Source organism: Mesorhizobium loti (assembly GCF_003148495.1).
GTDB lineage: Bacteria > Pseudomonadota > Alphaproteobacteria > Rhizobiales > Rhizobiaceae > Mesorhizobium > Mesorhizobium loti.
Map to the genome: position 1 here is coordinate 986,883 of NZ_QGGH01000002.1, position 20,767 is coordinate 1,007,649.

20 protein-coding genes and 1 pseudogene are annotated in these 20,767 nt (G+C 63.9%); 15 read left to right on the top strand and 6 right to left on the bottom strand.

Features of this window, described 5'->3' with window-relative positions; all coding sequences use genetic code 11:
- Positions 1-171 precede the first annotated feature (171 nt).
- Positions 172-1,068 (top strand): HNH endonuclease, encoded by an 897-nt coding sequence (locus tag C8D77_RS13280; RefSeq protein WP_109663147.1) that lies wholly within the window; start codon positions 172-174, stop codon positions 1,066-1,068.
- A 70-nt stretch (positions 1,069-1,138) separates the two neighbouring features.
- On the opposite strand, the gene efp is transcribed toward C8D77_RS13280, so the two are convergent.
- On the bottom strand, positions 1,139-1,708 hold the full coding sequence (gene efp, locus C8D77_RS13285; protein WP_027038615.1) for an elongation factor P: 570 nt from the start codon (positions 1,706-1,708) through the stop codon (positions 1,139-1,141).
- Between the two features lie 117 nt (positions 1,709-1,825).
- On the opposite strand from efp, the gene epmA reads away from it, so the two are divergent.
- Together epmA and C8D77_RS13295 are read left to right on the top strand one after the other, a co-directional pair.
- Positions 1,826-2,866, top strand: coding sequence for an EF-P lysine aminoacylase EpmA (gene epmA, locus C8D77_RS13290; protein WP_109663149.1), 1,041 nt, complete (start codon positions 1,826-1,828; stop codon positions 2,864-2,866).
- Positions 2,867-2,980: 114 nt separating this feature from the next.
- Positions 2,981-4,231 (top strand): NAD(P)/FAD-dependent oxidoreductase, encoded by a 1,251-nt coding sequence (locus C8D77_RS13295; protein ID WP_109663151.1) that lies wholly within the window; start codon positions 2,981-2,983, stop codon positions 4,229-4,231.
- A gap of 125 nt (positions 4,232-4,356) precedes the next feature.
- Here the strand turns inward: C8D77_RS13295 and C8D77_RS13300 are convergent, their stop codons facing one another.
- Entirely contained in the window at positions 4,357-4,773 is a 417-nt protein-coding gene (locus tag C8D77_RS13300; RefSeq protein ID WP_109663154.1) for a VOC family protein, read from the bottom strand.
- Positions 4,774-4,941: 168 nt separating this feature from the next.
- Here C8D77_RS13300 and C8D77_RS13305 point away from each other — a divergent pair, with 168 nt between their 5' ends.
- The 6 genes from C8D77_RS13305 to lpxK all read left to right on the top strand — a co-directional run bounded on the left by C8D77_RS13305 (position 4,942) and on the right by lpxK (position 10,561).
- The gene (locus tag C8D77_RS13305; protein ID WP_109663156.1) at positions 4,942-6,285 is read left to right on the top strand and encodes a TldD/PmbA family protein; all 1,344 of its coding nucleotides are present in this window, start codon (positions 4,942-4,944) and stop codon (positions 6,283-6,285) included.
- Entirely contained in the window at positions 6,272-7,075 is an 804-nt protein-coding gene (locus C8D77_RS13310) for a 3'(2'),5'-bisphosphate nucleotidase CysQ (RefSeq protein ID WP_109663158.1), read from the top strand. The genes C8D77_RS13305 and C8D77_RS13310 overlap by 14 nt, the downstream gene beginning before the upstream one ends.
- Positions 7,076-7,178: 103 nt before the next feature.
- Positions 7,179-7,424 carry a DUF4170 domain-containing protein gene (locus C8D77_RS13315; RefSeq protein WP_056593794.1) on the top strand — a complete coding sequence of 82 codons (246 nt, stop codon included), beginning with the start codon at positions 7,179-7,181 and terminating at the stop codon, positions 7,422-7,424.
- 5 nt (positions 7,425-7,429) lie between these two features.
- Positions 7,430-8,221, top strand: a complete 792-nt coding sequence (locus C8D77_RS13320) for a lysophospholipid acyltransferase family protein (protein ID WP_109663161.1) — start codon at positions 7,430-7,432, stop codon at positions 8,219-8,221.
- Positions 8,218-9,534 (top strand): lipid IV(A) 3-deoxy-D-manno-octulosonic acid transferase, encoded by a 1,317-nt coding sequence (waaA, locus tag C8D77_RS13325; protein WP_109663164.1) that lies wholly within the window; start codon positions 8,218-8,220, stop codon positions 9,532-9,534. Before C8D77_RS13320 ends, waaA begins: the two co-directional genes overlap by 4 nt.
- A gap of 1 nt (position 9,535) precedes the next feature.
- Positions 9,536-10,561 (top strand): tetraacyldisaccharide 4'-kinase, encoded by a 1,026-nt coding sequence (lpxK, locus tag C8D77_RS13330; protein ID WP_109663167.1) that lies wholly within the window; start codon positions 9,536-9,538, stop codon positions 10,559-10,561.
- Positions 10,562-10,616: 55 nt separating this feature from the next.
- Here lpxK and C8D77_RS13335 read toward each other — a convergent pair whose 3' ends face one another.
- Entirely contained in the window at positions 10,617-10,850 is a 234-nt protein-coding gene (locus C8D77_RS13335; RefSeq protein WP_109663170.1) for a DUF2093 domain-containing protein, read from the bottom strand.
- A 212-nt stretch (positions 10,851-11,062) separates the two neighbouring features.
- Here C8D77_RS13335 and C8D77_RS13340 point away from each other — a divergent pair, with 212 nt between their 5' ends.
- A complete protein-coding gene (locus C8D77_RS13340) occupies positions 11,063-11,563 on the top strand; it encodes a hypothetical protein (RefSeq protein ID WP_245951762.1) in 501 nt (166 codons plus the stop codon).
- Here the strand turns inward: C8D77_RS13340 and C8D77_RS13345 are convergent.
- Complete coding sequence (locus C8D77_RS13345; protein ID WP_109663175.1) at positions 11,560-12,486, bottom strand: LysR family transcriptional regulator; 927 nt, start codon at positions 12,484-12,486, stop codon at positions 11,560-11,562. The two genes, C8D77_RS13340 and C8D77_RS13345, sit on opposite strands and share 4 nt — an antisense overlap.
- Before the next feature lie 91 nt (positions 12,487-12,577).
- On the opposite strand from C8D77_RS13345, the gene C8D77_RS13350 reads away from it, so the two are divergent.
- Both C8D77_RS13350 and C8D77_RS13355 read left to right on the top strand, forming a co-directional pair.
- Positions 12,578-13,471, top strand: coding sequence for a DMT family transporter (locus C8D77_RS13350; RefSeq protein WP_109663177.1), 894 nt, complete (start codon positions 12,578-12,580; stop codon positions 13,469-13,471).
- A gap of 109 nt (positions 13,472-13,580) precedes the next feature.
- Entirely contained in the window at positions 13,581-14,339 is a 759-nt protein-coding gene (locus tag C8D77_RS13355) for a hypothetical protein (RefSeq protein WP_109663179.1), read from the top strand.
- A 48-nt stretch (positions 14,340-14,387) separates the two neighbouring features.
- Here C8D77_RS13355 and mutL read toward each other — a convergent pair whose 3' ends face one another.
- Positions 14,388-16,262, bottom strand: coding sequence for a DNA mismatch repair endonuclease MutL (mutL, locus tag C8D77_RS13360; RefSeq protein WP_109663182.1), 1,875 nt, complete (start codon positions 16,260-16,262; stop codon positions 14,388-14,390).
- Positions 16,263-16,338: 76 nt separating this feature from the next.
- A complete protein-coding gene (locus C8D77_RS13365; RefSeq protein WP_109663184.1) occupies positions 16,339-17,241 on the bottom strand; it encodes a LysR substrate-binding domain-containing protein in 903 nt (300 codons plus the stop codon).
- Between the two features lie 91 nt (positions 17,242-17,332).
- On the opposite strand from C8D77_RS13365, the gene C8D77_RS13370 reads away from it, so the two are divergent.
- From C8D77_RS13370 to C8D77_RS38325, 3 genes and pseudogenes are all read left to right on the top strand, one after another.
- Complete coding sequence (locus C8D77_RS13370) at positions 17,333-18,883, top strand: trimethylamine methyltransferase family protein (protein ID WP_109663186.1); 1,551 nt, start codon at positions 17,333-17,335, stop codon at positions 18,881-18,883.
- Between the two features lie 43 nt (positions 18,884-18,926).
- Complete coding sequence (locus C8D77_RS13375; RefSeq protein WP_109663188.1) at positions 18,927-20,576, top strand: ABC transporter substrate-binding protein; 1,650 nt, start codon at positions 18,927-18,929, stop codon at positions 20,574-20,576.
- Positions 20,577-20,674: 98 nt separating this feature from the next.
- Positions 20,675-20,767 (top strand): annotated as a pseudogene (locus tag C8D77_RS38325) (cobalamin-binding protein); the annotation flags it as partial.

Genomic DNA, 20,767 nt, shown 5'->3' on the forward strand with positions numbered 1-20,767 from the left:
GACACGCTTCGCGAAAAATAGCTTCACTTCGTTGGAGGATGGACTTCCAGCGCGAACTTGCGAGAACCAATACCGCGGGGAAAGTGAGGCAGGCCCAGACTAAAATCCCCAAGTTCGGATTTTGGTGTTACATCCGAGGCGGTTGTTCCCAAGAAGGCATTGCACGAGATCATGGAATTCGGGGTCTTCATTCACCGCTCGGATTCGCGATACAACGACCGCCCCGCAGAGCAATACCAGTTTCCTCGCCCGTATCTGCGCCGCGTTGAAGCATGTGTCGGCAAGTGGATCATTTACTATGAGCCCAGCAAGGTAAACGATACACGGGGCTACTATGCTGTGGCGAAAGTGCAGCAGATCATTCCCGATCCTGTGATACCAGACATGTACCTGGCCCTGATTGAGCCCGGAACTTACCTCGATTTCGTCAATCCTGTTCCATTCAGCGGATCTGATGGTCTCGTCGAGCGAGGGTTGCTCAACGATGAGGGGCGGATTTCCGGTCGTGCCCAATCTGCCGTCCGACCACTTAGCTCAAGTGACTTCAACCGCATCATCGATTTGGGCCTGGACACGAATGAGTTGTTGCTGCCGCGCGTTGATGAGGTCGGCACATTTGCCGGCTTTCAGGATGAGCAGGCGCCATTCGAAGAGCAGAGTCGTGATCGGGTAAGTTACATCGGATCGCGAATCGTGCGGGACCGCATTTTTCGTCGCATCGTCTTACGCGCCTATGACGAGCGCTGCGCGATCACCGGACTCAAGCTGATAAATGGCGGCGGCCGGGCAGAGGTTTCTGCCGCACATATTCGACCGGTTGAAGCGAACGGGCCTGATGTCGTCAACAACGGGATCGCGCTGTCCGGCACTGCGCATTGGATGTTCGACCGTGGATTGATCAGCCTATCGGACGATTTGGAAATCCTGATCTCCAGACAGGTCAATGACTTCGACAGCGTGCAGGGCTTCATAAACAAGACGCGCCGCGCGCTTCGGCCTCGCCGACAGCTCGAACGCCCGCATCCTCATTTCTTGCAATGGCACCGCGAGCACTGTTTCAAGCAATAGGCGGTGTCTCGAAGCTGCCCGCCTGTGCATGGGAAGGCCTTGCTCGCAAGCCCTTCGAGCTCGAGACGCCTCAGTCCTTAGCCCGCTCCACATAAGCCCCATCAGCCGTCATCACCACCACGCGGGTGCCCGGCGCGATGTGCGGGGGGACTAGCGTGCGCACGCCGTTGGACAGCACGGCCGGCTTGTAGGACGACGAGGCCGTCTGGCCCTTGGTCGTCGGCTCGGTTTCCACCACTTCGAAGGTGGCGCGCTGCGGCAGCACCAGGGAAATGGCAATGCCGTTGAACTGCGACACCTGCACGGCCATGCCTTCCAGCAGGTAGGGCGCCATGTCGCCGACCACGGCTTCCGATACAGCCACCTGGTCGTAGCTTTCCGGGTTCATGAAATGAAAGCCTTCGCCGTCGCGATAGAGGAACGTGTGCTCGCGCTCTTCCACATAGGCGCGCTCCACCTGTTCGGTGGTGCGGTAGCGCTCGGAAACCTTCACCCCGTCGCCGATGCGGCGCATGTCGAGCTGCGTTACCGGCGTGCCCTTGCCGGGGTGGATGTTTTCGGCAAAGAGGATCACATAAAGCTTGCCGTCCTTGTCGACGACATTGCCTTTGCGGAGCGAACTGGCGATGACTTTCACCACGGTTTTAAATCCTGCAAGAAGAGTTGACTGGCGTTTGCCGGCTTGTGCGGCGCTGGATGGGGGCCTACCGCATCTTGGCCGCCGCCGCCAGCCCCATTCCACCATGATCTGAGCCCCATGACCGAAGCTTCGCCCTGGTGGACGCCGCATGTCCACGCCGACCGCCGCCCGCGGCTGATGCTGCGCAACGCCATCGCCGCCAGCCTGCGCGACTGGTTCGCGGCGCATGATTTCGTCGAGGTGGAAACGGCGGCTTTGCAGATCTCGCCCGGCAACGAGGCGCATCTGGCGGCTTTTGCCACGGAAGCGGTCGGGCCGGACGGAGTGCGGTCGCCGCTCTATCTCCACACCTCGCCGGAATTCGCCTGCAAGAAGCTGCTCGCCGCCGGCGAGCAGCGCATTTTCAGCTTCGGTCCGGTCTACCGCAACCGGGAACGGGGCCCCTTGCACCATCCCGAATTCACCATGCTCGAATGGTATCGCGTGGGCGAGGCCTATGAGAGCCTGATGCTGGATTGCGCCGCCTTTCTGGCGCTGGCCGCGACAAGGGCAGGGGCGACGCGCTTTTCCTTCCGGGGCCGCGACTGCGATCCGTTCGCCGAGCCGGAACGTCTGACGGTGGCGGACGCCTTCTCTCGCCATGCCGGCATCGATCTGCTGGCCACGGTCGCCGCCGACGGCAGCACCGACCGCGACGCGCTATACGCCGCCTTGACCCGGGCCGGCCTGCGCACCGCGCCCGACGACAGCTGGGCCGACCTGTTCAGCCGGGTCATGGTGGAAAAAATCGAGCCGTTCCTCGGGCAAGGGCGGGCGACCATCCTGTGCGAATATCCGCTGGCCGAGGCAGCACTGGCGCGGCCAAGCCCACGCGACCCGCGCGTTGCCGAGCGTTTCGAGCTCTATTGCTGCGGCGTCGAGCTCGCCAACGGCTTTGGCGAGTTGACCGACGCCGAGGAGCAGCGCCGGCGCTTCATCATCGAGATGGACGAGAAACAGCGCATCTATGGCGAGCGTTATCCACTAGACGAGGATTTCCTCGCCGCCCTCGCCATCATGCCGCCGGCCAGCGGCATCGCGCTCGGCTTCGACCGGCTGGTGATGCTGGCGACCGGCGCGCAAAAGATCGAAGACGTCATCTGGACGCCGGTCGCCTGACGCGCGCGAAGATCTGGCCCATTCGATTTCAAGGATGAAGGCTGGACCCTGACCCCGAACCAAGAGACCACGTGATCGGTACGGGATTTCAAGGTCAATCGGGAAGATCCAGCAGTGGCAGCACAGGAAACCGTCGAAATCGCCATTGTCGGCGCCGGCGTGGTCGGGCTGGCGACGGCGCTCCGCCTTGCCGCGGACGGTCGCGAAGTGCTGCTCATCGACCCCAACGAGCCGGGCTCCGGCGCCTCATCAGGCAATGCCGGAACGATCGCCGAATACGCTTGCATGCCGGTCGGCACGCCTGCCGTGCTGCGCGCGTTGCCAAAGCTGCTGCTCGATCCTGACAGCCCGTTTTCGCTGCGCTGGCCGGCACTGCTGCAGCTGGCGCCGTGGCTGGTCCGGTTCATGCGGCAATCGCTGCCGGCGGCCACCCGCGCCAATGCGCTGGCGCTTGCCGGACTGCTGGCCGACGCCTTGCCGGCCTGGGAGGAGATGACCGGCGAGGCCGGCCTGGAGGATCTGCTTCGCCGCAATGGCTGCCTCTACCTCTATCGCCGCGAAAGTGATTTTGCCGCCGGGGCCGGTGGCCGGGCCATGCGCGCCGGCTTCGGCATTCACCAGGAGATTCTGACGTTCGACGAGGTGGCAGCACTTGAGCCCGGCCTGCCGGCGAGCGGGACGCGTGGGCTGTACTTCCCGGATTCGATGAATGTCACCGACCCGAGGGCGGTGATGCAGAGACTGATGGGCGCGGCCACCGCCCGTGGTGTGTCGGTGAGACAAGCTGAGATTACCGGGCTGCAGGTCGAGACCGACGGTGTCCAGCTCAGCGGCCCCGGCTTTCGCATCAAGGCGGGTACGGTGGTGATCGCCGCCGGTGCGCGGTCGCGCGCGCTGGCCGCGCAGGCTGGCGACAGGATTCCTCTCGAGACCGAGCGCGGCTATCACCTGGAATTCCGGACCGATGCGCCGCTGCTGACCCGGCCCGTCTGCCCCGTCGATCTCGGTTTCTACCTGACGCCGATGACCGGCCGTTTGCGGGTCGCCGGAACCGTAGAGCTCGGCGGGCTCGCCGCGCCGCCAAATCCGCGCCGGCTGGCGCTGCTCGACCGTGGCGTCAGGCAGATCTTCCCCAGGCTCGGCTCACCGTCGTCGCAATGGCTCGGCTTCCGGCCGTCCCTGCCGGATTCCAGACCGGTCATCGGCCCTTCACAGGGCAGTTCCCGGGTGATCCATGCTTTCGGTCATGGCCATCTCGGCCTGACGCTCGCCCCGATCACGGCGCGGCTGGTCGCGGACCTGATCGGCGGACGCGGCGATCCCGCGCGCCTCGCACCCTTTGCGGCGGATCGTTTCGGTCGTTGATCGGCCGGTGCCTGCGTCCTGATTTAGAGCAATTCCAGGAAAAGTGTGGAACGGTTTTCCGTCCGGAATTGCGTCAAAACAAAGAGTTAGAGCGGTTCACGGTTTCCGTGAAACGGTGATCCGCTCTAATGCGCGAAAACCTGCTCCAGCGAACGAAAGCCCTTGAATTCCAAGGCATTGCCCGAGGGGTCGCGGATGAACAGCGTCGCCTGTTCGCCGGGCTCGTCCTTGAAGCGGACCATCGGCCGTTCCAGCCAGTCGATGTCGTCGCGCGCCTCCAGCCGCGTCGCCAGGCGCTGCCAGTCGTCCATCAAGAGCACGGCGCCGAAATGCGGGATCGGCACGGTGATGCCGTCGACCTTGCCGTCGCTGGGAGCCTGTGCGGCCTGCGGCCGCAGATGCGCCGACATCTGGTGGCCGAACAGGTCGAAGTCCACCCAGGTCGCCGACGAGCGGCCGATCGCGCAGCCCAGCACCTCGCCATAGAAAACGCGGGTTTCATCGAGATCACGGACCGGGAAGGCGAGATGGAAAGGCGTCATCGAAAATGCTCCGAGCGGGCGATAGGGCCAGGTTGCGATGCGACAGTTCGCGATTTGAACCGTCAACCCTGCATCTTGATTGAAGCCTATGCCATTGCACAAGCCGGACCGGAACAATAGATGGGTGGACAACGGCCAGACGCCGGCCGCACCAGCAGGATTTCAGGCATGACCGATATATCAGACGCAGCAAAATTAACCGACCGCGTCGCGGCTCTGGTCGAGGCTGCCAAGAAGGCCGGCGCCGATGCCGCCGACGCGGTGGCCGTGCGCGGCCGCTCGACCGGGGTGTCGGTGCGTCTCGGCAAGGTCGAGGGCACCGAATCGTCCGAGAGCGAGGATGTCGCGTTGCGCGTTTTCGTCGGCGGTCGGGTGGCGAGTGTCTCGGCGACGGCGGCCTCGGATCCGAAGGTGCTGGCCGAACGCGCCGTGGCGATGGCGAAAGTGTCGCCCCAGGATCCCTATCAGGGGCTGGCCGACCCGGCATTGCTCGCCAAACAGACGCGCGATCTCGACCTGTTCGATGCCACCGAAGTGTCGGCCGACCAGTTGAAGGAGGCGGCACTTGCGGCGGAAGCGGCCGCCCTTGCCGTCAAGGGCGTGACCAATTCGGCCGGCGCCAGCGCCGGTGCGGGGCTGGGTGGCCTGGTGCTGGCCACCTCGCACGGCTTCCTCGGCCACTATATCGGCTCGCGTTTCTCGCGCTCGGCCAGCGTCATTGCCGGCGAGGGCACCGGCATGGAGCGCGACTATGAATTCTCCTCGCGCCAGCATTTTGCCGACCTCGACGCGCCCGAAGACATCGGCCGCAAGGCCGGCGAGCGCGCCGTGCGGCGCATTGGCGCGCGCAAGGCGGCGACCGGGCCGATCGACGTGGTGTTCGACCCGCGCGTCGCGCGCGGCATCACCGGCCATCTTGCCGGCGCCATCAACGGCGCCTCGGTGGCGCGCAAGACGTCGTTCCTGCGCGACATGATGGGCAAGCAGGTGGCCGCGTCCGCCATCACCGTCACCGACGAGCCGCTCCGGCGGCGTGGCCAGGCCTCGCGTCCGTTCGACGGCGAAGGCGTTGAGGGCGAAAAGCTGTTCATGGTCGAGAAGGGCGTGCTCAACCACTGGTTCCTGTCGACATCGGCCGCGCGCGAGCTTGGTCTGACCACCAATGGGCGCGGCGCGCGCGGTGGCTCTTCCGTGACGCCATCCTCCACCAATCTCGCCATAGAGCCTGGCGAGCGGTCGCCGGAAGAGCTGATCAAATCGCTCAAGACCGGCTTTTACGTCACCGAGGTGTTCGGCCAGGGTGTCGACATGGTCACCGGCGAATACAGCCGTGGCGCGTCCGGCTTCTGGATCGAGAATGGCGAACTGGCCTATCCGGTCGCCGAGGTCACAATCGCCTCGAACCTGAAGACCATGTTCCTCAACATGGTGCCTGCGAGCGATCTCGACCGCAATTTCGGCACCGCGGCACCGACGCTCCTGATCGAAGGCATGACCCTTGCCGGAGCATGACCTGACCACTGCCGGGGCCACCGAAGACTTGCCGCTGCTGCGCGATGCCGCCCGCGAGGCGGGGGTCATCGCCATGCGCTATTTCGGCAACAAGCCGCAAGTCTGGATGAAGGGTGGCACATCGCCGGTCAGCGAGGCGGACCATGCCGCCGACGCCTATCTGCGCGAAACGCTGCTGGCAGCGCGACCGGACTATGGCTGGCTTTCGGAAGAAACAGTCGACGATCCGGTTCGGCTTTCGGCACGCCGCACCTTCGTCGTCGACCCGATCGACGGCACGCGCGGTTTCCTGGAAGGCCAGCGCACCTGGTGCGTCAGCGTTGCTGTTGTCGAGCGAGGCCGCACCCTGGCCGGCGTGCTGGAATGCCCGGCGATGGAGGAGACCTATTGGGCGCTGCCCGGCCAGGGCGCCTTCCGCAACGGCAAGCGCATTGCAGTGCGCGAGCTGGCGGATACGGCCGAGATTTCTGGGCTGAAGCAGTTGACCGACCTGATGCCGGCCGAATGGCGGGCGCGGCTGAAGCGGGCGCCCTACAGCCCCTCGCTCGCCTATCGGTTGGCCATGATTGCCAATGGCGCGCTGGATGGCACTTTCGTCAAACCGAACGCGCATGACTGGGACATTGCGGCGGCCGATCTCATCCTGCGCGAGGCCGGCGGCCAGTTGCTCGACCAGCGTGGCCGCGCTCCGCTCTATGCCGGCGAGGTGACCCGCCACGGCGCGCTTGCCGCCGGCAGCGGTGAATTGCTGGCCGTGCTCGCCGGCGTCATCGCCGGGCTGGATGCGTGAAAGCGTTTTCCTAAGCGAGGTGAATTCATCTCGCTCTAAAGGTTCCAAAGTCGGCGGCTTTGGTCTAGACCTGTCACAAACTCACGATATGTGAAGGACCGACATGGCCGCGGAAGACGGAAAGAAACAGCTTTTGCATCTGGTGTTCGGTGGCGAACTGAAGAAGCTTGGCGGCACCGATTTCCGCGATCTCGACGGGCTCGACATCGTCGGCATCTATCCGGACTATCAATCCGCGCACACGGCCTGGAAAGCCAAGGCGCAAGCCAGCGTGGACAACGCCCACATGCGTTATTTCGTCGTTCATCTGCATCGCCTGCTCGACCCCGACAACAAGGCTGCCGGTTGACTTCGATGGAGCATGATCTGGCGAAAGGGCCAGCGAACGAGGCCGCGCCCACGGGCAGGGGACGCAGCCGCACGACCAAGGCCTTCTGGCGCAAGATTCGCCAACCGCTGGCGCAGTCGCGATTCGTCAAGAACGCCATCGCCAGCCTGTTCGCCCAGTTCGTCCGGTTCGTGCGCCTCACCAATCGCCTCGTCGAAGGATCGGCGCGGTTTTCGGGCGGGGCCTATACCGAGTTCGAGCCTGGCATCATCGCCCTGTGGCACGGCCAGCATCTGCTGACGCCAGCCTACTACCCCAAGCGCAAGCCGCTCGTCGCCATGGTGTCACGCAGCGCCGATGCCGAGCTCAACGCGCTGATGCTGGAGAAATTCGGCATCGAAGCGGTGCGCGGCTCGGGTGGGCGAGAAAATGCCAGGCACCTCGACAAGGGCGGGGCAAAAGCACTTATCGCCCTGAAAAAGTCGCTCGGTGCCGGCAAGAACGTCGCCATGATAGCAGACATTCCGCACGGTACGCCGCGAGACGCAGGGCTTGGTATCGTTCTCCTGGCACGGCTCTCCGGTCGGCCACTGCTGCCTGTCGCCATCACCACCAGCCGCCGCAAGGTGCTGGAGAAGAGCTGGGACAAGACCACCATCAACCTGCCGTTCGGCCGCTCGTCGATCGTTATCGGCACGCCGATCTTCGTGGCGGCCGGCGCCGATGAAGCCGAAATGGAGCGCAAGCGTCAGGAAGTGACCGTCGCGCTCAATGCCGCGACCGCCGAGGCCTACCGTCTCGTGGATGCTCCGCGATGAGCGGTCGCTGGGCGCGAGCCATGCTGTCGGCATACCGTTTCGCGGGTGCGGCCGCTTATCCGCTGGTCGGACCCTATGTTGCCTGGCGCACCTCGCGCGGCAAGGAAGACCGCTACCGCCGCCGCGAGCGCTATGGCGTCGCCGGCCGCGCGCGCCCCGAAGGGCCGGTGATCTGGATTCACGCAGCGAGCGTTGGTGAGACCATAGCCGTCGTGCCGCTGGTCGAAAGCATTCTCGACTACGGCGTCAACATCGTGCTGACGACTGGCACGGTCACCTCGGCGCAGGTCGCCGACGAGCGGCTCGGCGACCGCATCATCCACCAATATGTGCCGCTCGACCTCAAGCCGGCGGTCAGCCGGTTCCTCGATCACTGGCAGCCGGATTTGGCGATCATCGCTGAATCCGAGATCTGGCCGATGACCATTCTCGAGCTTGGCGCGCGCCGGGTGCCGCAGGTGCTGGTCAATGGCAGGCTGTCCGACCGCTCGTTCAAGTCGTGGAAGAAACGGGCCAACATCGCCGAGGCGTTGTTCGAGAACCTGGCTCATGTGGTGGCGCAGTCGGATGTCGATGGCGAGCGGTTTCTGGCGCTCGGCGCGCGGCCGGTTACGGTGTCGGGCAACCTCAAGGTCGATACGTCGCCGCCGCCGGTCGACGAACGGGTGCTGGCGACGCTGCGGCGGCAGATCGGCGCGCGCCCCACCTGGGCGGCGATATCGACCCATGACGGCGAGGAGGTGGTCGCTGCCGAGGTCCACGCGACACTGCACAAGCGTCACCACGGTCTTCTGACGATCGTCGTTCCGCGTCACCCCGATCGCGCCGAGGCGCTGGCGGCACAGATTTCCGGCATGGGCCTGAAGGTCGCGCGGCGCAGCAAGGGCGACAGGATCACTGCCGATACCGACATATTGCTTGGCGACACGATCGGTGAGATGGGGCTCTATCTCAGGCTGACGGAAATCGCTTTCGTCGGCCGCTCGCTGACCTCCGAGGGTGGCCAGAACCCGCTGGAGCCGGCCATGCTCGACACGGCGGTTCTTGCCGGGCGCAATGTGCAGAATTTTCGCGAGGCCTACCAGCGTCTGCTCGACAGCGGCGGCGCCAAGCTGGTGCGCGATCGCGACATGCTGGCCGGCGCCGTCAATTTCCTCCTGACCAACGAAGTGGCGCGCCACGAGATGATGGCGGCGGGCGTGGCGACCGTCGACGAGATGCGCGGTGCGCTGGCGCGCACGCTGAAATCGCTTGAGCCCTACATCCAGCCGCTGGTCGTCAAGTCGCGCCTGAAGGGCGCTAACGGGCGCTAGCGTGGCTTCCGAAGCACCACCATTCTGGTGGGAAGAGCCGGACTGGCGGGTCCTGGCTCTGTCGCCGCTATCGGCCATCTATGCGGCCGTCGCCGGCCGCGGCATGCGGCGGGCCAAGCGCGAGAAGATCGAGGCACCGGTTCTGTGCGTCGGCAATTTTACGGTCGGCGGCACCGGCAAGACACCGGTGGCCATCGCGCTCGCCGAACAGGCCAAGCGCATGCATCTCAAGCCGGGCTTCCTGTCGCGCGGTCATGGCGGCTCGTTCGCCGAGCCGCATGTTGTCGATGCCCATCATGACAGCGCCAGGCATGTCGGCGACGAGCCGCTGCTCCTCGCCGAACACGCGCCGGTGGCGGTGACGCCGAACCGCGCCGCCGGCGCCCGGCTGCTGCTGGAACGGCATGGCTGCGATTTCCTGATCATGGACGATGGATTCCAGAGCGCCCGCATCCACATCGACTACGCGCTGGTCGTCGTCGATGCGCGCTACGGGATCGGCAATGGCCGCGTCATTCCGGGCGGTCCGCTCCGGGCCAGGGTCGTCGACCAACTGGTTTTCACCAGCGGGCTGTTGAAGATGGGCGAGGGCACCGCGGCCGACGCCGTGGTCCGCCAGGCGGCACGCGCCGGCCGGCCGATCTTCGAGGCCCACACCGAGCCAAGCGGTAAGGCAGGGCTTGCCGGCAAGCGGTTCCTCGCCTTCGCCGGTATCGGCCATCCCGAGAAATTCTTCGACACGGTGCGCGAGGCGGGCGGCGAGCTGGCGTTGACGCGGCCGTTTCCGGACCATCATTTCTATGGTGAGGACGAACTTGCCGAGCTGGCGGCGACCGCAAGTGCTGAAGGCCTCGGCCTCATCACCACCGCCAAGGACGCCGCCCGGCTGCGTCACGGCGCCTCACAGGACTTTCTCGATCGGCTCGAGGTGCTGGAGATCGACACGGTTTTCGAGCTCGACAATGTTCCAGAGCGCATCATCGGCGAAACGCTCGATGCCTGGCGCCAGCGTAAGCTGAAGGGCTAAAGCAATTCCAAGAAAAGTGTGAAACGGTTTTCCGTCCGGAATTGCGTCAAAACAACTAGCCCCGCTTACGCAGCTCCGGATGCACCTCGATTTCGCGGCGCAGCGATGCGGTGGCGTTGATGTAGGGCTCTTGCCTGGCAACGCTCCAGTATTTCAACTCGTCGAGCGGAATGCTTTCGCCTGTTACCGCGCAGCGCACAAATGCGCCGGGGCTGGTAACCTGGAAGTCGCCATCGAGGTAACGGATGCGGGCTTCCTTGCCGCCGGGGCCTTCGAAACGGTTCATCATGCAGGGACGCCGAGGTTCATGGGGATTTCATCGCCATAAATTCCCGGCGAGGTCAAGCATGCGACAAGCCTGAGACAATGCTGACCCCCTATTGTTGGGGAGAAAAATGCTGAAGTCGGGGCACTATGGACATTTCCTCCACTCGCCTTGCCGCCTTGTCCAGGGAAGCGATGACGCCGCAAGCCGTGCCGTTGGCAAAGGCCGATCCAGTCATGGCGGCACTGGTCAAGGCTCTGGTCCAACCGCCTGCGCCGTCCATGCTTGCGCAACAAGCAGCACCGGCATTGTTGGCTTTGCCGGCGGCGCCGATGGTCATCAAATCGCAGCAGATCGCCTCGGCTGGCATCGTCGAGGCCTATCTTGCCCAGCTCGAGACGGGGGAAGAAGCGGCGTTGGCAACGGTCGTGGCAAGAAAGGCAACGCCTGAACCCGAAACGCAACGAGCCGTCTTGCCGCCTTCGGCAACGGCCAATGACAATGCCCCCTCCCGGGTTGCGGGGTTGTCATTGCTGTCGCTTATCCCGCCGCAGGCTCCAGTCCCGCGCAGCGCTGCCGCCTTGGATACACCGGCGGGCCGGCACAGGCCGGCCAATCAATCCCATGGTGCGGCGCCGAACCCGGAGCACCTGCTGGTGAAGATCGGCTTCGTTTCGACAATGGCCGGGTTGCTGGGAACCGTGATCCTTGGGTTTGTTCTGTTGTTGCTTCGCTAACCCTCGGCCTCGATGAAGGCTTCCATCTTTTCCGGCGCCAGCCCGGCCTGCTCCGCGATGCGGCGCGCCAATTCCGCCGCGGCGGCACGCGGCCGTCCTATCGGCCGGTCGAGCCAGTAGGACACCGGATTGAGCGCGGTGCGTTCGTCGACGGGAGTGATGCGGCCCGATTTCAATTGATGCCCGGTCAGAGGCGGACGTGCCAGCGCGATGCCGAGCCCATAGGCGGCGGCGTCGAGCACCAGATTGTAGTCCTCGAAGCGGCGGTCCTGCGGGCGCGGGCGGTAGTCCATGCCTTGCGCGGCAAACCATGCGCGCCAGGCTGACGCGTCGGAATCGTTGATCAGCGGAAATTTGAGTAGCCGGGCAGGGTCGCCGCGCCCGATCTCGCGGGCAAGCTCGGGTGACGCGACGGGGAAGACATGTTCCTCGAAAAGCTGCACCGAAATGCGGCCTGGAATGCCGCCGCGACCGCAGCGGATGGAGAGATCGATACCCTCATCAGCAAGGTCGGCCTGGCGGATGTCGACATCGAGTACGATGCGCAGCTTGGTGGGATTGTTCTCCAGCGCCGCCATGCGCGGCATCAGCCACAGCCCGCTGACCGAGGGGATCGAGGTCAGCCGCACCACGGCGGTGCCGCGCGGCTCGACCCAACGGTCGGAATGGCTGGAAATCAGCGCGAAAGCTTCCGCTGTACGCAAATGCAGCCGGTTGCCTTCGATCGTCAGCGAAACGCCGCGCGCGCCGCGATCGAACACTTTCAATCCCAGCCAGTCTTCAAGCTTGGCGATCTGCCGGCTGACGGCGCCGTGGGTGATGTTGAGCTTTTCGGCGGCCGCCGAAAAGCTGCCTGTCCGCGCCGCCGCGTCGAAGGCGCGCAGCGTTTCAAGCGGCACCATTGTGTCTGAGCTGTGATCCATAGTCACAGGTGATCCTTGATTTGGTCGTTTGTCAATCGGTTCGAAAAGGCGTTTTCTGCCTTTCAGGACCGAAGAACACGAGGGTGGTTAGATGAGCACGATGACGGGCACGTTGAATTCGACACAGCGGATGGACACCACGGCGGCCATCGCGGTGGCGCTGACTGTGGTTGGCTGGGCCTCTGCTTTTCCGGCGATCCGCGCCGGTCTCGCGGCCTTCGGACCGCTGGAACTGGGTGCGCTGCGCTTTGCCATTGCCGCCGTGCCGGCGGCGATCTTCCTCGCCGTCAAGCGCCCGGCGCTGCCCAGGCTGGACGAAGTGTGGCGCCTGGTCTTTGGCGGGGCCATCTTCGTCGCGCTCTACACCGTAATGCTCAATTTCGGCGAATTGACCGTCTCGGCCGGTGCCGCCGGCTTCATCATTAATGTCAGCCCGATCTTCACCGCCATCATGGCAATGGCGCTGCTCGGCGAACGCTTCTCGGGCATGGCCTGGGCCGGCACGGTGATTTCCTTCGCCGGCATTGGCGTCATCGCCATGGCCGACGGGCATGGCCTGCATTTCAATGCCGGCGCTCTCCTGGTGCTTGGCTCGGCCTTGTGCTCGGCCGTCAACACCATCGTCCAGAAGCCGCTGTTTGCCCGCCACCATCCATTGACCATTTCGGCTTCGAACATGGTGCTCGGTGCGCTCTGCCTGTCGCCCTTCCTGCCGAGCGGCTTTGCGCAGGCAGCGGTTGCCAACACCGCCGGCCTCGGCGCTGTGATCTTTCTCGGCATCGTGCCCAGCCTGATCGCCTATGCCGCCTGGGCGACCGCGCTGTCGCGCCTGCCTGCGGCACGTGCCTCGAACTTCCTCTACCTTGTTTCGCCCATGTCTGCCCTGATCGGCTTCTTCTGGCTGGGCGAAGTGCCGACACTGCTAGGCATCCTCGGCGGCGCGCTGGCGCTGGGCGGCGTCATAGTGGTGAATTTGAAGAGGTAAAACAAAAGGCTGGAGCTGTTTGCGGACTCAAAGCGAGAACCGCCTTCGCCCGCATACAGACACCCAGGGCAAGGACAGCTATGGTGAGCTGCATTCGCTGGGGGACGGAATGGGAAAACTCTTCATATCGACACTCTTTTGCGTTTTGCTGCTGACCGCGGAAGCCTTCGCGGGTTGGTATCAGGTCGAAAATTACGAAGGGTCGATCGGGGCCAAACCAGTCCATCTGTCGTTGCAGAGGTATGACAGTTTCGGCAGCGGGATTACGGTCGAGGGGAACTATTTCTACGACGCCAAGCAAATCCCGATAGCGGTGTACGGCAAGATCAGTGGCACCAGCGTCTCCCTTTGCGAGATTGCGGACGACAAGGAATTCGAGCGGGTGCTGGCCATAGGGAAGAAAACGCCCGTCGACATCACCGGATGCCCGTTTTCTCTCAACGTCGGCAAAAGCGGCGCAACAGGGACCTGGAGCAAGGGCGCGGACGCATATCCGGTTGTCCTCAGGAAAGTCGCCAGCCTGGACGATACGGGCGAGGCAAAGATCGACGGGACCGTTGAGATTCCGTTCTGGGCTGAGACCGCCGCCGCCAGATTTTCCGGCGTTTACGTGAATACCAGCTCTGGCATTTGCATGACGAAAATGCTGGTCATCAAAAAGAACAGCGGCAAGGTCGTGCAGAAAATCCCCTTCGATGAAGATGATTGCGATGCGGGCATGCTGATGACGTCCATCTATATGAACGTCGAGAAAGGGGTGGAGCGTGGCAAGGACATCATTTCCGTGAATTTTCGCGGCGGTGGCGCCGGCCACACCACGGACTACGTCTTCAACCGTGCGACTGGGAAGTATCAGCAAAGGAAATGACGCAGCGTACCCAGCCTTGCAGTGGGCGGTTGGACAACCAGGACACGCCTAGCGCCGTCCGAACAGCCTTTCGATATCCGCCAGCTTGAGCTCGATATAGGTCGGGCGGCCGTGGTTGCAGGTGCCGGAGCCGGGCGTCGCCTCCATCTGCCGCAACAATGCATTCATCTCTTCGGCCTTGAGCAGGCGGCCGGAACGCACCGAGCCGTGGCAGGCCATGGTCGCGGCGATCTTGTCCAGCCGTTCCTTCAGCGTGTCGACCGTGTCGTTGTCGGCGATCTCGTCGGCGAGGTCACGCACCAGTTGCTGGACATTCGTTTCGCCGAGCATCGATGGCGTCTCCCGCACTGCGACGGCGCCCGGGCCGAAGCGCTCGATGCCGAGGCCGAAGCGGGCCAGTGTTTCCGAATGCAGCGCAAGCCGTTCTGCATCCTCTTCCGGCAGGTCGATGATCTCAGGCAGAAGCAGCATCTGCGAGGGCACGGGGCGCGAATGCAGCGCATTCTTCAGCGCTTCGTAGACCAGGCGCTCATGCGCCGCATGCTGGTCGACGATGACGAGCGAATCCTTGGTCTGCGCGACGATGTAGTTCTCATGCACCTGGGCGCGCGCAGCGCCCAGCACCGCGCCAAGCAGCGTCTCGGCCGCCTCATCCTGCCCGGCACGCACATCGGCGCTGGCAAGCGGGCCGGCATCGAACGCCGCCTGCTCGTTCTCACGCAAACCACGATGGTCGAAGCCCGCGCCCTCGAAACCCATGTCGAACGGCCGCTGCGGCGACCGGGCCGGATCGAAGCCGGACGGACCTGACGCGCGATAGGCCGCGTCGTAGCTGCGGTGACCGTTTGCCGGGCCGCCGTGGCCGTAAGATGCAGCACCGGGCCGGAAGGCCGCCATCATGCCGGCCGCACCCGTGGTGGCGGCGCGGATGCCGGAATCGGCCAGCGCCTGGCGGATGGCGCCGACGATCAGCCCGCGCACGAGGCCGGGATCGCGGAAGCGGACATCGGCCTTGGCCGGATGGACATTGACGTCGACGATGGCCGGATCGAGCGACAGGAACAGCACCGTCACCGCATGGCGGTCGCGCGGCAAAACGTCGGCATAAGCACCGCGAATGGCGCCCGCAATCAGCTTGTCGCGCACCGGCCTACCGTTGACGTAGGCATATTGCTGCAGCGCGTTGGCACGGGTGAAGGATGGGATCGACACGTGACCGGTCAGATGCACGCCTTCGCGCATCGCCTCGATGGCAATCGAATTGTCGGGAAAATCGGCACCCATCACCTGGGCGACGCGACGCAGGCTGCCTGCCGCGCTGTCGTCCGTGGCCGGCAATTCCAGCGTCGAGCGGTCCGAGCCGGCCAGCGTGAAGCGCACGGCGGGGAAGGCGATGGCGATGCGCTTGATCACGTCACTGGTCGCCGAACTCTCGGCGCGCTCGCCCTTCATGAATTTCAGTCGGGCCGGCGTGGCGAAGAACAGGTCGCGCACCTCCACCGTGGTGCCGCGATTGGCCGCTGCCGGCCTGACGGGCAAGACGCGGCCGCCCTCGATGCCGATTTCGGCGGCACTGTCGCCGGCGGCCGTACGCGAACGGATCGACAGCCGCGACACCGAGCCGATCGACGGCAGCGCTTCGCCGCGGAAGCCGAGCGAGCGGATATCGTTGATATCCTCGGTGAGCTTGGAGGTGCAGTGACGCGCAATCGCCAGCGCCAGTTCCGATTCAGGGATGCCGGAGCCGTCATCGGTGACACGGATCAGGCTCAGTCCGCCGCCGGCGGTGACGATCTCGACGCGCGAAGCGCCGGCGTCGAGCGCATTCTCGACCAGTTCCTTGACCACGCTTGCCGGACGCTCGATGACTTCGCCGGCGGCGATCTGATTGATCATCGTTTCTGAAAGCTGGCGAATGGGCATGGCGGCACTATAGGCGGATTCGGGGCTTGCGGGAGAGGCATAGTCGCGAAAGCGGTGGATCAGTTCGCGGCATGGATTACGCTTGCGCCACCAGCCAATCCCTCACCTTCCGCGCATTGTCGCTGAGCTCGCGGTTCTTTGGCCAGATGACGTAGAATCCGATGCCGGTCCTCAGCACATGATCCGTCACCGGCACCAACAGTCCTGATGCCACGAGGCGCTCGACGAGATGCCGCCAGCCGAGCGAGATGCCTTGTCCCTCCATGACCGCCTGAATCACCAAGGCATAGTCATTGATGCGCAACCCGCGCTCGGCATTACGGAGGCTGGTTCCGGCTGCCGCGAACCATTCGTCCCAGTTCGGCGCCTCGCGGTAGGGCTCCTCGAGATGGATGAGCCGGTGCATGGCAAGTTCAGCGACGGTCTCCGGCAACCCAAACTTCGCCAGATAACTGGGGCCCGCCACCGGGAAGATCTCCTCGTCGGCAAGCGACAGCGAATGATAATCTGGCCAGTCGCGCGGCACGCCGCCGCGCACGCCGAGCGGGATGCCTTCGGCGATGATGTCGAGATCGCGGTCGGCGGTCTGGATGCGCAGATCAACGCCCGGCAGTTCGTCGCGGAATTGCTGCAGGCGCGGCATCATCCAGAACGAGCCGAAGGCGGTCGAGGCGGCCAGCGTCACATGACCGCCACTCGCCTGCAGGCGCAGATCTTCCGCCGACTTGCGGATATGCGACAGCCCGAGCGAGACATCGGCGTGGAAGCGCTCGCCGGCCTCGGTGAGGACGACTTGGCGGTGGCGGCGCTGGAATAGCTGGGCTCCGAGCTGTTCTTCCAGCCCGCGCACGGCGTAGGACACAGCCGCTTGCGTCATGCCGAGCTCGCGCCCGGCGGCGGTGAAGCTCGACAGCCGGCCGGCCGCCTCGAAGACGATCAGGCTGCCGGCGGAGGGCAGGAGATGGCGTAGGCTTCGCATAAGGAGAGTTTATACAAGAGATCAGGATTTTCCAGCGTCACAGCTACATTTCGTCTCGCTAAGTTGATGGGCAGTTGGAGGATGAGTTGCCATGAATGCACCGGCCGTTGCAGTGACCGAACACGCAAATCGCAGAAGCGGCGGCCGCCTGGGGCGCAAGGCGATACGGGGCGCGCCCATAGTCTCGTTCCCGACGCTGGTGCGCCAGATTCCCGCCTATCAGATGGTCCCTGACGAGGCGGTGGAGTTGATCCACCAGGAATCGCTCTTGATCCTCGAAGAGGTGGGCTGCGAGTTCCGCGACGACGAGGCGATCGCCCTGTGGAAGGCCGCAGGAGCCGATGTCTCCGAGACGCGCGTTCGCATCGACCGTGCGCTCTTGATGGAGTTGGTCTCGAAGGTCCCGCCGGAATTCACCCTCAATGCCCGCAACCCCGATCGTACCGTCCGCGTCGGCGGCAAGAACTCTATCTTCGTGCCGATGTATGGCGCACCCTACGTGCGCGACCTTGACAATAACCGGCGCTACGGCTCGCTCGCCGACCTCAACAATTTCCACAAGCTCGCCTATATGGCGCCGGCGCTGCACTCGTCGAGCTCGGTCATCTGCGAGCCAATGGAAATCGCGGTCCCGAAGCGTCACCTCCATATCATCCATTCGGCGCTGAAGTATTCCGATAAGCCGTTCATGGGCATCGTCACCTCGAAGGAGCGAGCGGAAGACACGATGGCGATGGCAGGCATCGTGTTCGGCGAGGAGTTCGTCCGCGACAACCCGGTCCTGGTGTCGATCACCAACTGCAACTCGCCGCTGGTGTGGGACGCCACCATGCTGGATGCGATGAAGGTGTATGCGCGGAGCAACCAGCCGCTGATCCTGGCGCCCTTCGCGTTGTGCGGCGCCTCGACGTCGGCTTCCGCAGTCGGCGCGGTCGCGCAGGTCAATGCGGAAGCGCTGGCCGGTGTCGCCTTCACGCAACTGCTGCGCCCGGGTTCGCCGCAGATCTACGGACAGTTCATGGTCACTGTGGACATGAAGACCGGCGCCCCCATGGGCGGCACGCCGGAGGCCGCGCAGATGATGTATCTCATGGGAGCGCTGGCGCGGAAATACCGGCTGCCATGGCGCACGTCCGGCTTCCATGTCGGGTCGAAGCTCAACGACGCCCAGGCCGGCTACGAGTCTAACATGCTGATGCATGCCGCCATACTCTCTGGCGCAAACTACATCTGGCACTCCGCCGGATGGCTCGAGGCCGGCCTGACCTGCGGCTATTCGAAATTCGCGACGGACTGCGAACAGCTCATCGGCTGGTACAAATATGCCGGCGGGCTGCCGTTCGACGATTTCAAGGAAGCGATGGCGGCGATCCGCGAGGTAGGCCCGCAGGGCCATTTTCTCGGTACCCAGCACACGCTCGAACATTTCGAGTCCGCCTTCTTCATGCCCAGCATCATGGACTTCAATTCGTACGAGCAGTGGAAGGCCGAAGGCGCAAAGGACCACGACACGCGCGGTCGCGAGAAAGCGCGCAACATGCTGGCCGATTATGAGGAGCCGAAGCTCGACGAGGGCATCGCCGAGGGTCTCAAGGATTTGATCGCGCGGCGTGAGGAAAAACTGCCGGACAGCGTTAGTTGATAAGACAGGCGAAGACCTGACGGAACCACCAAGGGAGGAAAACATGACGCTCTTCAGAAGCAATGGCGACCGCGTTCCAAGTGCCATCGAGACAATGGCGAAAGAGACGCGCGCGGGCCGGATGGACCGGCGCGAATTCCTGGCGCTGGCAAGCGCCTTCGGCGCCTCGACGGCTTTCGCCTATGGCATGATTGGCCTCGCTGCGCCAACAAAAGCCCTGGCCGATGAACCGAAAAAGGGCGGAACGCTGCGTGTCGCAATGTCGGTCAAGGCACAGAAGGATCCGCGCACTTATGACTGGACGGAAATGGCAAACGTCACCCGGACCTGGCTTGAGCCGCTGGTCCGCTACACGCACCAGTTCACTTTCGAGCCGGTCCTGCTCGAAAGCTGGGACGTCAATGACGACGCCACCGAATACACACTGCATCTGCGCAAAGGCGTCACCTGGAACAATGGCGATGCTTTCAACGCCGATGACGTGGTCTCCAATCTGAACCGCTGGTGCGAGAAGGGTGCTTCCGGCAACTCCATGGCGGCACGCGTCGGCGCGCTGATCGACACAAAGACCGGCAAGGCCAAGGATGGCGCCATCACCAAAGTCGACGACCAGACGGTCAAGCTGAAGCTGTCCGAACCCGACATCGCGATCATACCGGGCTTCACTGACTATCCGGCTCTGGTCGTGCATCGCGACTTCGACAAGGATGGCGCCGACCCGATCAAGAAGCCAATCGGTACCGGGCCTTTCGAACTGGTGTCCTATGCAGTGGGTACGAAGGCGGTCGTCAAGCGTCGCGAGAACGGCAAGTGGTGGGGTGGCGAAACGCCGCTCGACGGTGTCGAGTTCATCGACTACGGCACCGACTTCAACGCCACGCTGAATGCCTTCGATTCTGGCGAGATCGACCTCGATTTCGAAACGCCGGCCGACTTCATCGACGCCTTGGATAAGATGGATCTGGTGAAATCGGAGGTGGCGACGGCGACGACGCTGGTTGCCCGCACCAACATCACCCACAAGCCCTATGACGACCAGCGGGTGCGCAATGCGCTGCAGATGGCCGTTGACAACAATGCCGTCATGCAACTCGGCTACGCCGGGCTCGGAACGGTCGGCGAGAACCACCACGTCGCCCCGATCCATCCTGAATACTATCCGCTGCCCAAGAAGACGCGCGATGCTGCCGCCGCCAAGAAGCTGATGGCGGATGCCGGTCAGGCCGACTTCGAGCATGAACTCATCACTGTCGAGGACGAATGGCAGAAGAACACCGGCGATGCGATCGCCGGCCAATTGCGCGATGCCGGCATCAAGGTGAAGCGTACGGTGCTGCCGGGCTCGACCTTCTGGAACGACTGGACGAAGTATCCGTACTCGATGACCATCTGGTACATGCGGCCGCTGGGCGTCCAGGTGCTGGCACTCGGCTATCGCTCGGGCGAGGCCTGGAACGAAACGGCCTATGCCAACCCGGATTTCGACGCCAAGCTCAAGCAGGCGCTTTCGCTGGCCGATCCCGCCAAGCGCAAGGAGGTGATGAAGGACGTCGAGCAGATCCTCCAGGATTCCGGCGTCATCATCCAGCCCTTCTGGCAGAAGCTCTACTGCCACATGAACAAGAAGGTAAAGAACTACGGAATGCACCAGACCTACGAGATGGACTTCCAGAGCGTCTGGCTCGACGCCTGATATAATTCCCGAGACTTGCAAGAAAACGCTGCCGGCGCCCATCACAAAAGGTGCCGGCGGCCCGTGAAACACTGGCAGCAATTCGCGCAGGCAGCAAAATGTCCGACGACGAGATCATCCTTTCCGAACTTTCCGACGACGAGTTGGTGCAGCAGATGCACGACGATCTCTATGACGGGCTGAAGGAAGAG

What these genes read in the sequence shown, in the direction of transcription:
- C8D77_RS13340 (WP_245951762.1), top strand. Translation starts at nt 11,063, where the DNA reads ATGGCGGCACTGGTCAAGGCTCTGGTCCAACCGCCTGCGCCGTCCATG.
- C8D77_RS13300 (WP_109663154.1), bottom strand. Translation starts at nt 4,773, where the DNA reads ATGACGCCTTTCCATCTCGCCTTCCCGGTCCGTGATCTCGATGAAACC.
- C8D77_RS13335 (WP_109663170.1), bottom strand. Translation starts at nt 10,850, where the DNA reads ATGATGAACCGTTTCGAAGGCCCCGGCGGCAAGGAAGCCCGCATCCGT.
- C8D77_RS13305 (WP_109663156.1), top strand. Translation starts at nt 4,942, where the DNA reads ATGACCGATATATCAGACGCAGCAAAATTAACCGACCGCGTCGCGGCT.
- epmA (WP_109663149.1), top strand. Translation starts at nt 1,826, where the DNA reads ATGACCGAAGCTTCGCCCTGGTGGACGCCGCATGTCCACGCCGACCGC.
- waaA (WP_109663164.1), top strand. Translation starts at nt 8,218, where the DNA reads ATGAGCGGTCGCTGGGCGCGAGCCATGCTGTCGGCATACCGTTTCGCG.
- C8D77_RS13355 (WP_109663179.1), top strand. Translation starts at nt 13,581, where the DNA reads ATGGGAAAACTCTTCATATCGACACTCTTTTGCGTTTTGCTGCTGACC.
- C8D77_RS13365 (WP_109663184.1), bottom strand. Translation starts at nt 17,241, where the DNA reads ATGCGAAGCCTACGCCATCTCCTGCCCTCCGCCGGCAGCCTGATCGTC.
- C8D77_RS13315 (WP_056593794.1), top strand. Translation starts at nt 7,179, where the DNA reads ATGGCCGCGGAAGACGGAAAGAAACAGCTTTTGCATCTGGTGTTCGGT.
- C8D77_RS13280 (WP_109663147.1), top strand. Translation starts at nt 172, where the DNA reads ATGGAATTCGGGGTCTTCATTCACCGCTCGGATTCGCGATACAACGAC.
- C8D77_RS13370 (WP_109663186.1), top strand. Translation starts at nt 17,333, where the DNA reads ATGAATGCACCGGCCGTTGCAGTGACCGAACACGCAAATCGCAGAAGC.
- C8D77_RS13320 (WP_109663161.1), top strand. Translation starts at nt 7,430, where the DNA reads ATGGAGCATGATCTGGCGAAAGGGCCAGCGAACGAGGCCGCGCCCACG.
- C8D77_RS13345 (WP_109663175.1), bottom strand. Translation starts at nt 12,486, where the DNA reads ATGGATCACAGCTCAGACACAATGGTGCCGCTTGAAACGCTGCGCGCC.
- C8D77_RS13350 (WP_109663177.1), top strand. Translation starts at nt 12,578, where the DNA reads ATGAGCACGATGACGGGCACGTTGAATTCGACACAGCGGATGGACACC.
- C8D77_RS13375 (WP_109663188.1), top strand. Translation starts at nt 18,927, where the DNA reads ATGACGCTCTTCAGAAGCAATGGCGACCGCGTTCCAAGTGCCATCGAG.
- mutL (WP_109663182.1), bottom strand. Translation starts at nt 16,262, where the DNA reads ATGCCCATTCGCCAGCTTTCAGAAACGATGATCAATCAGATCGCCGCC.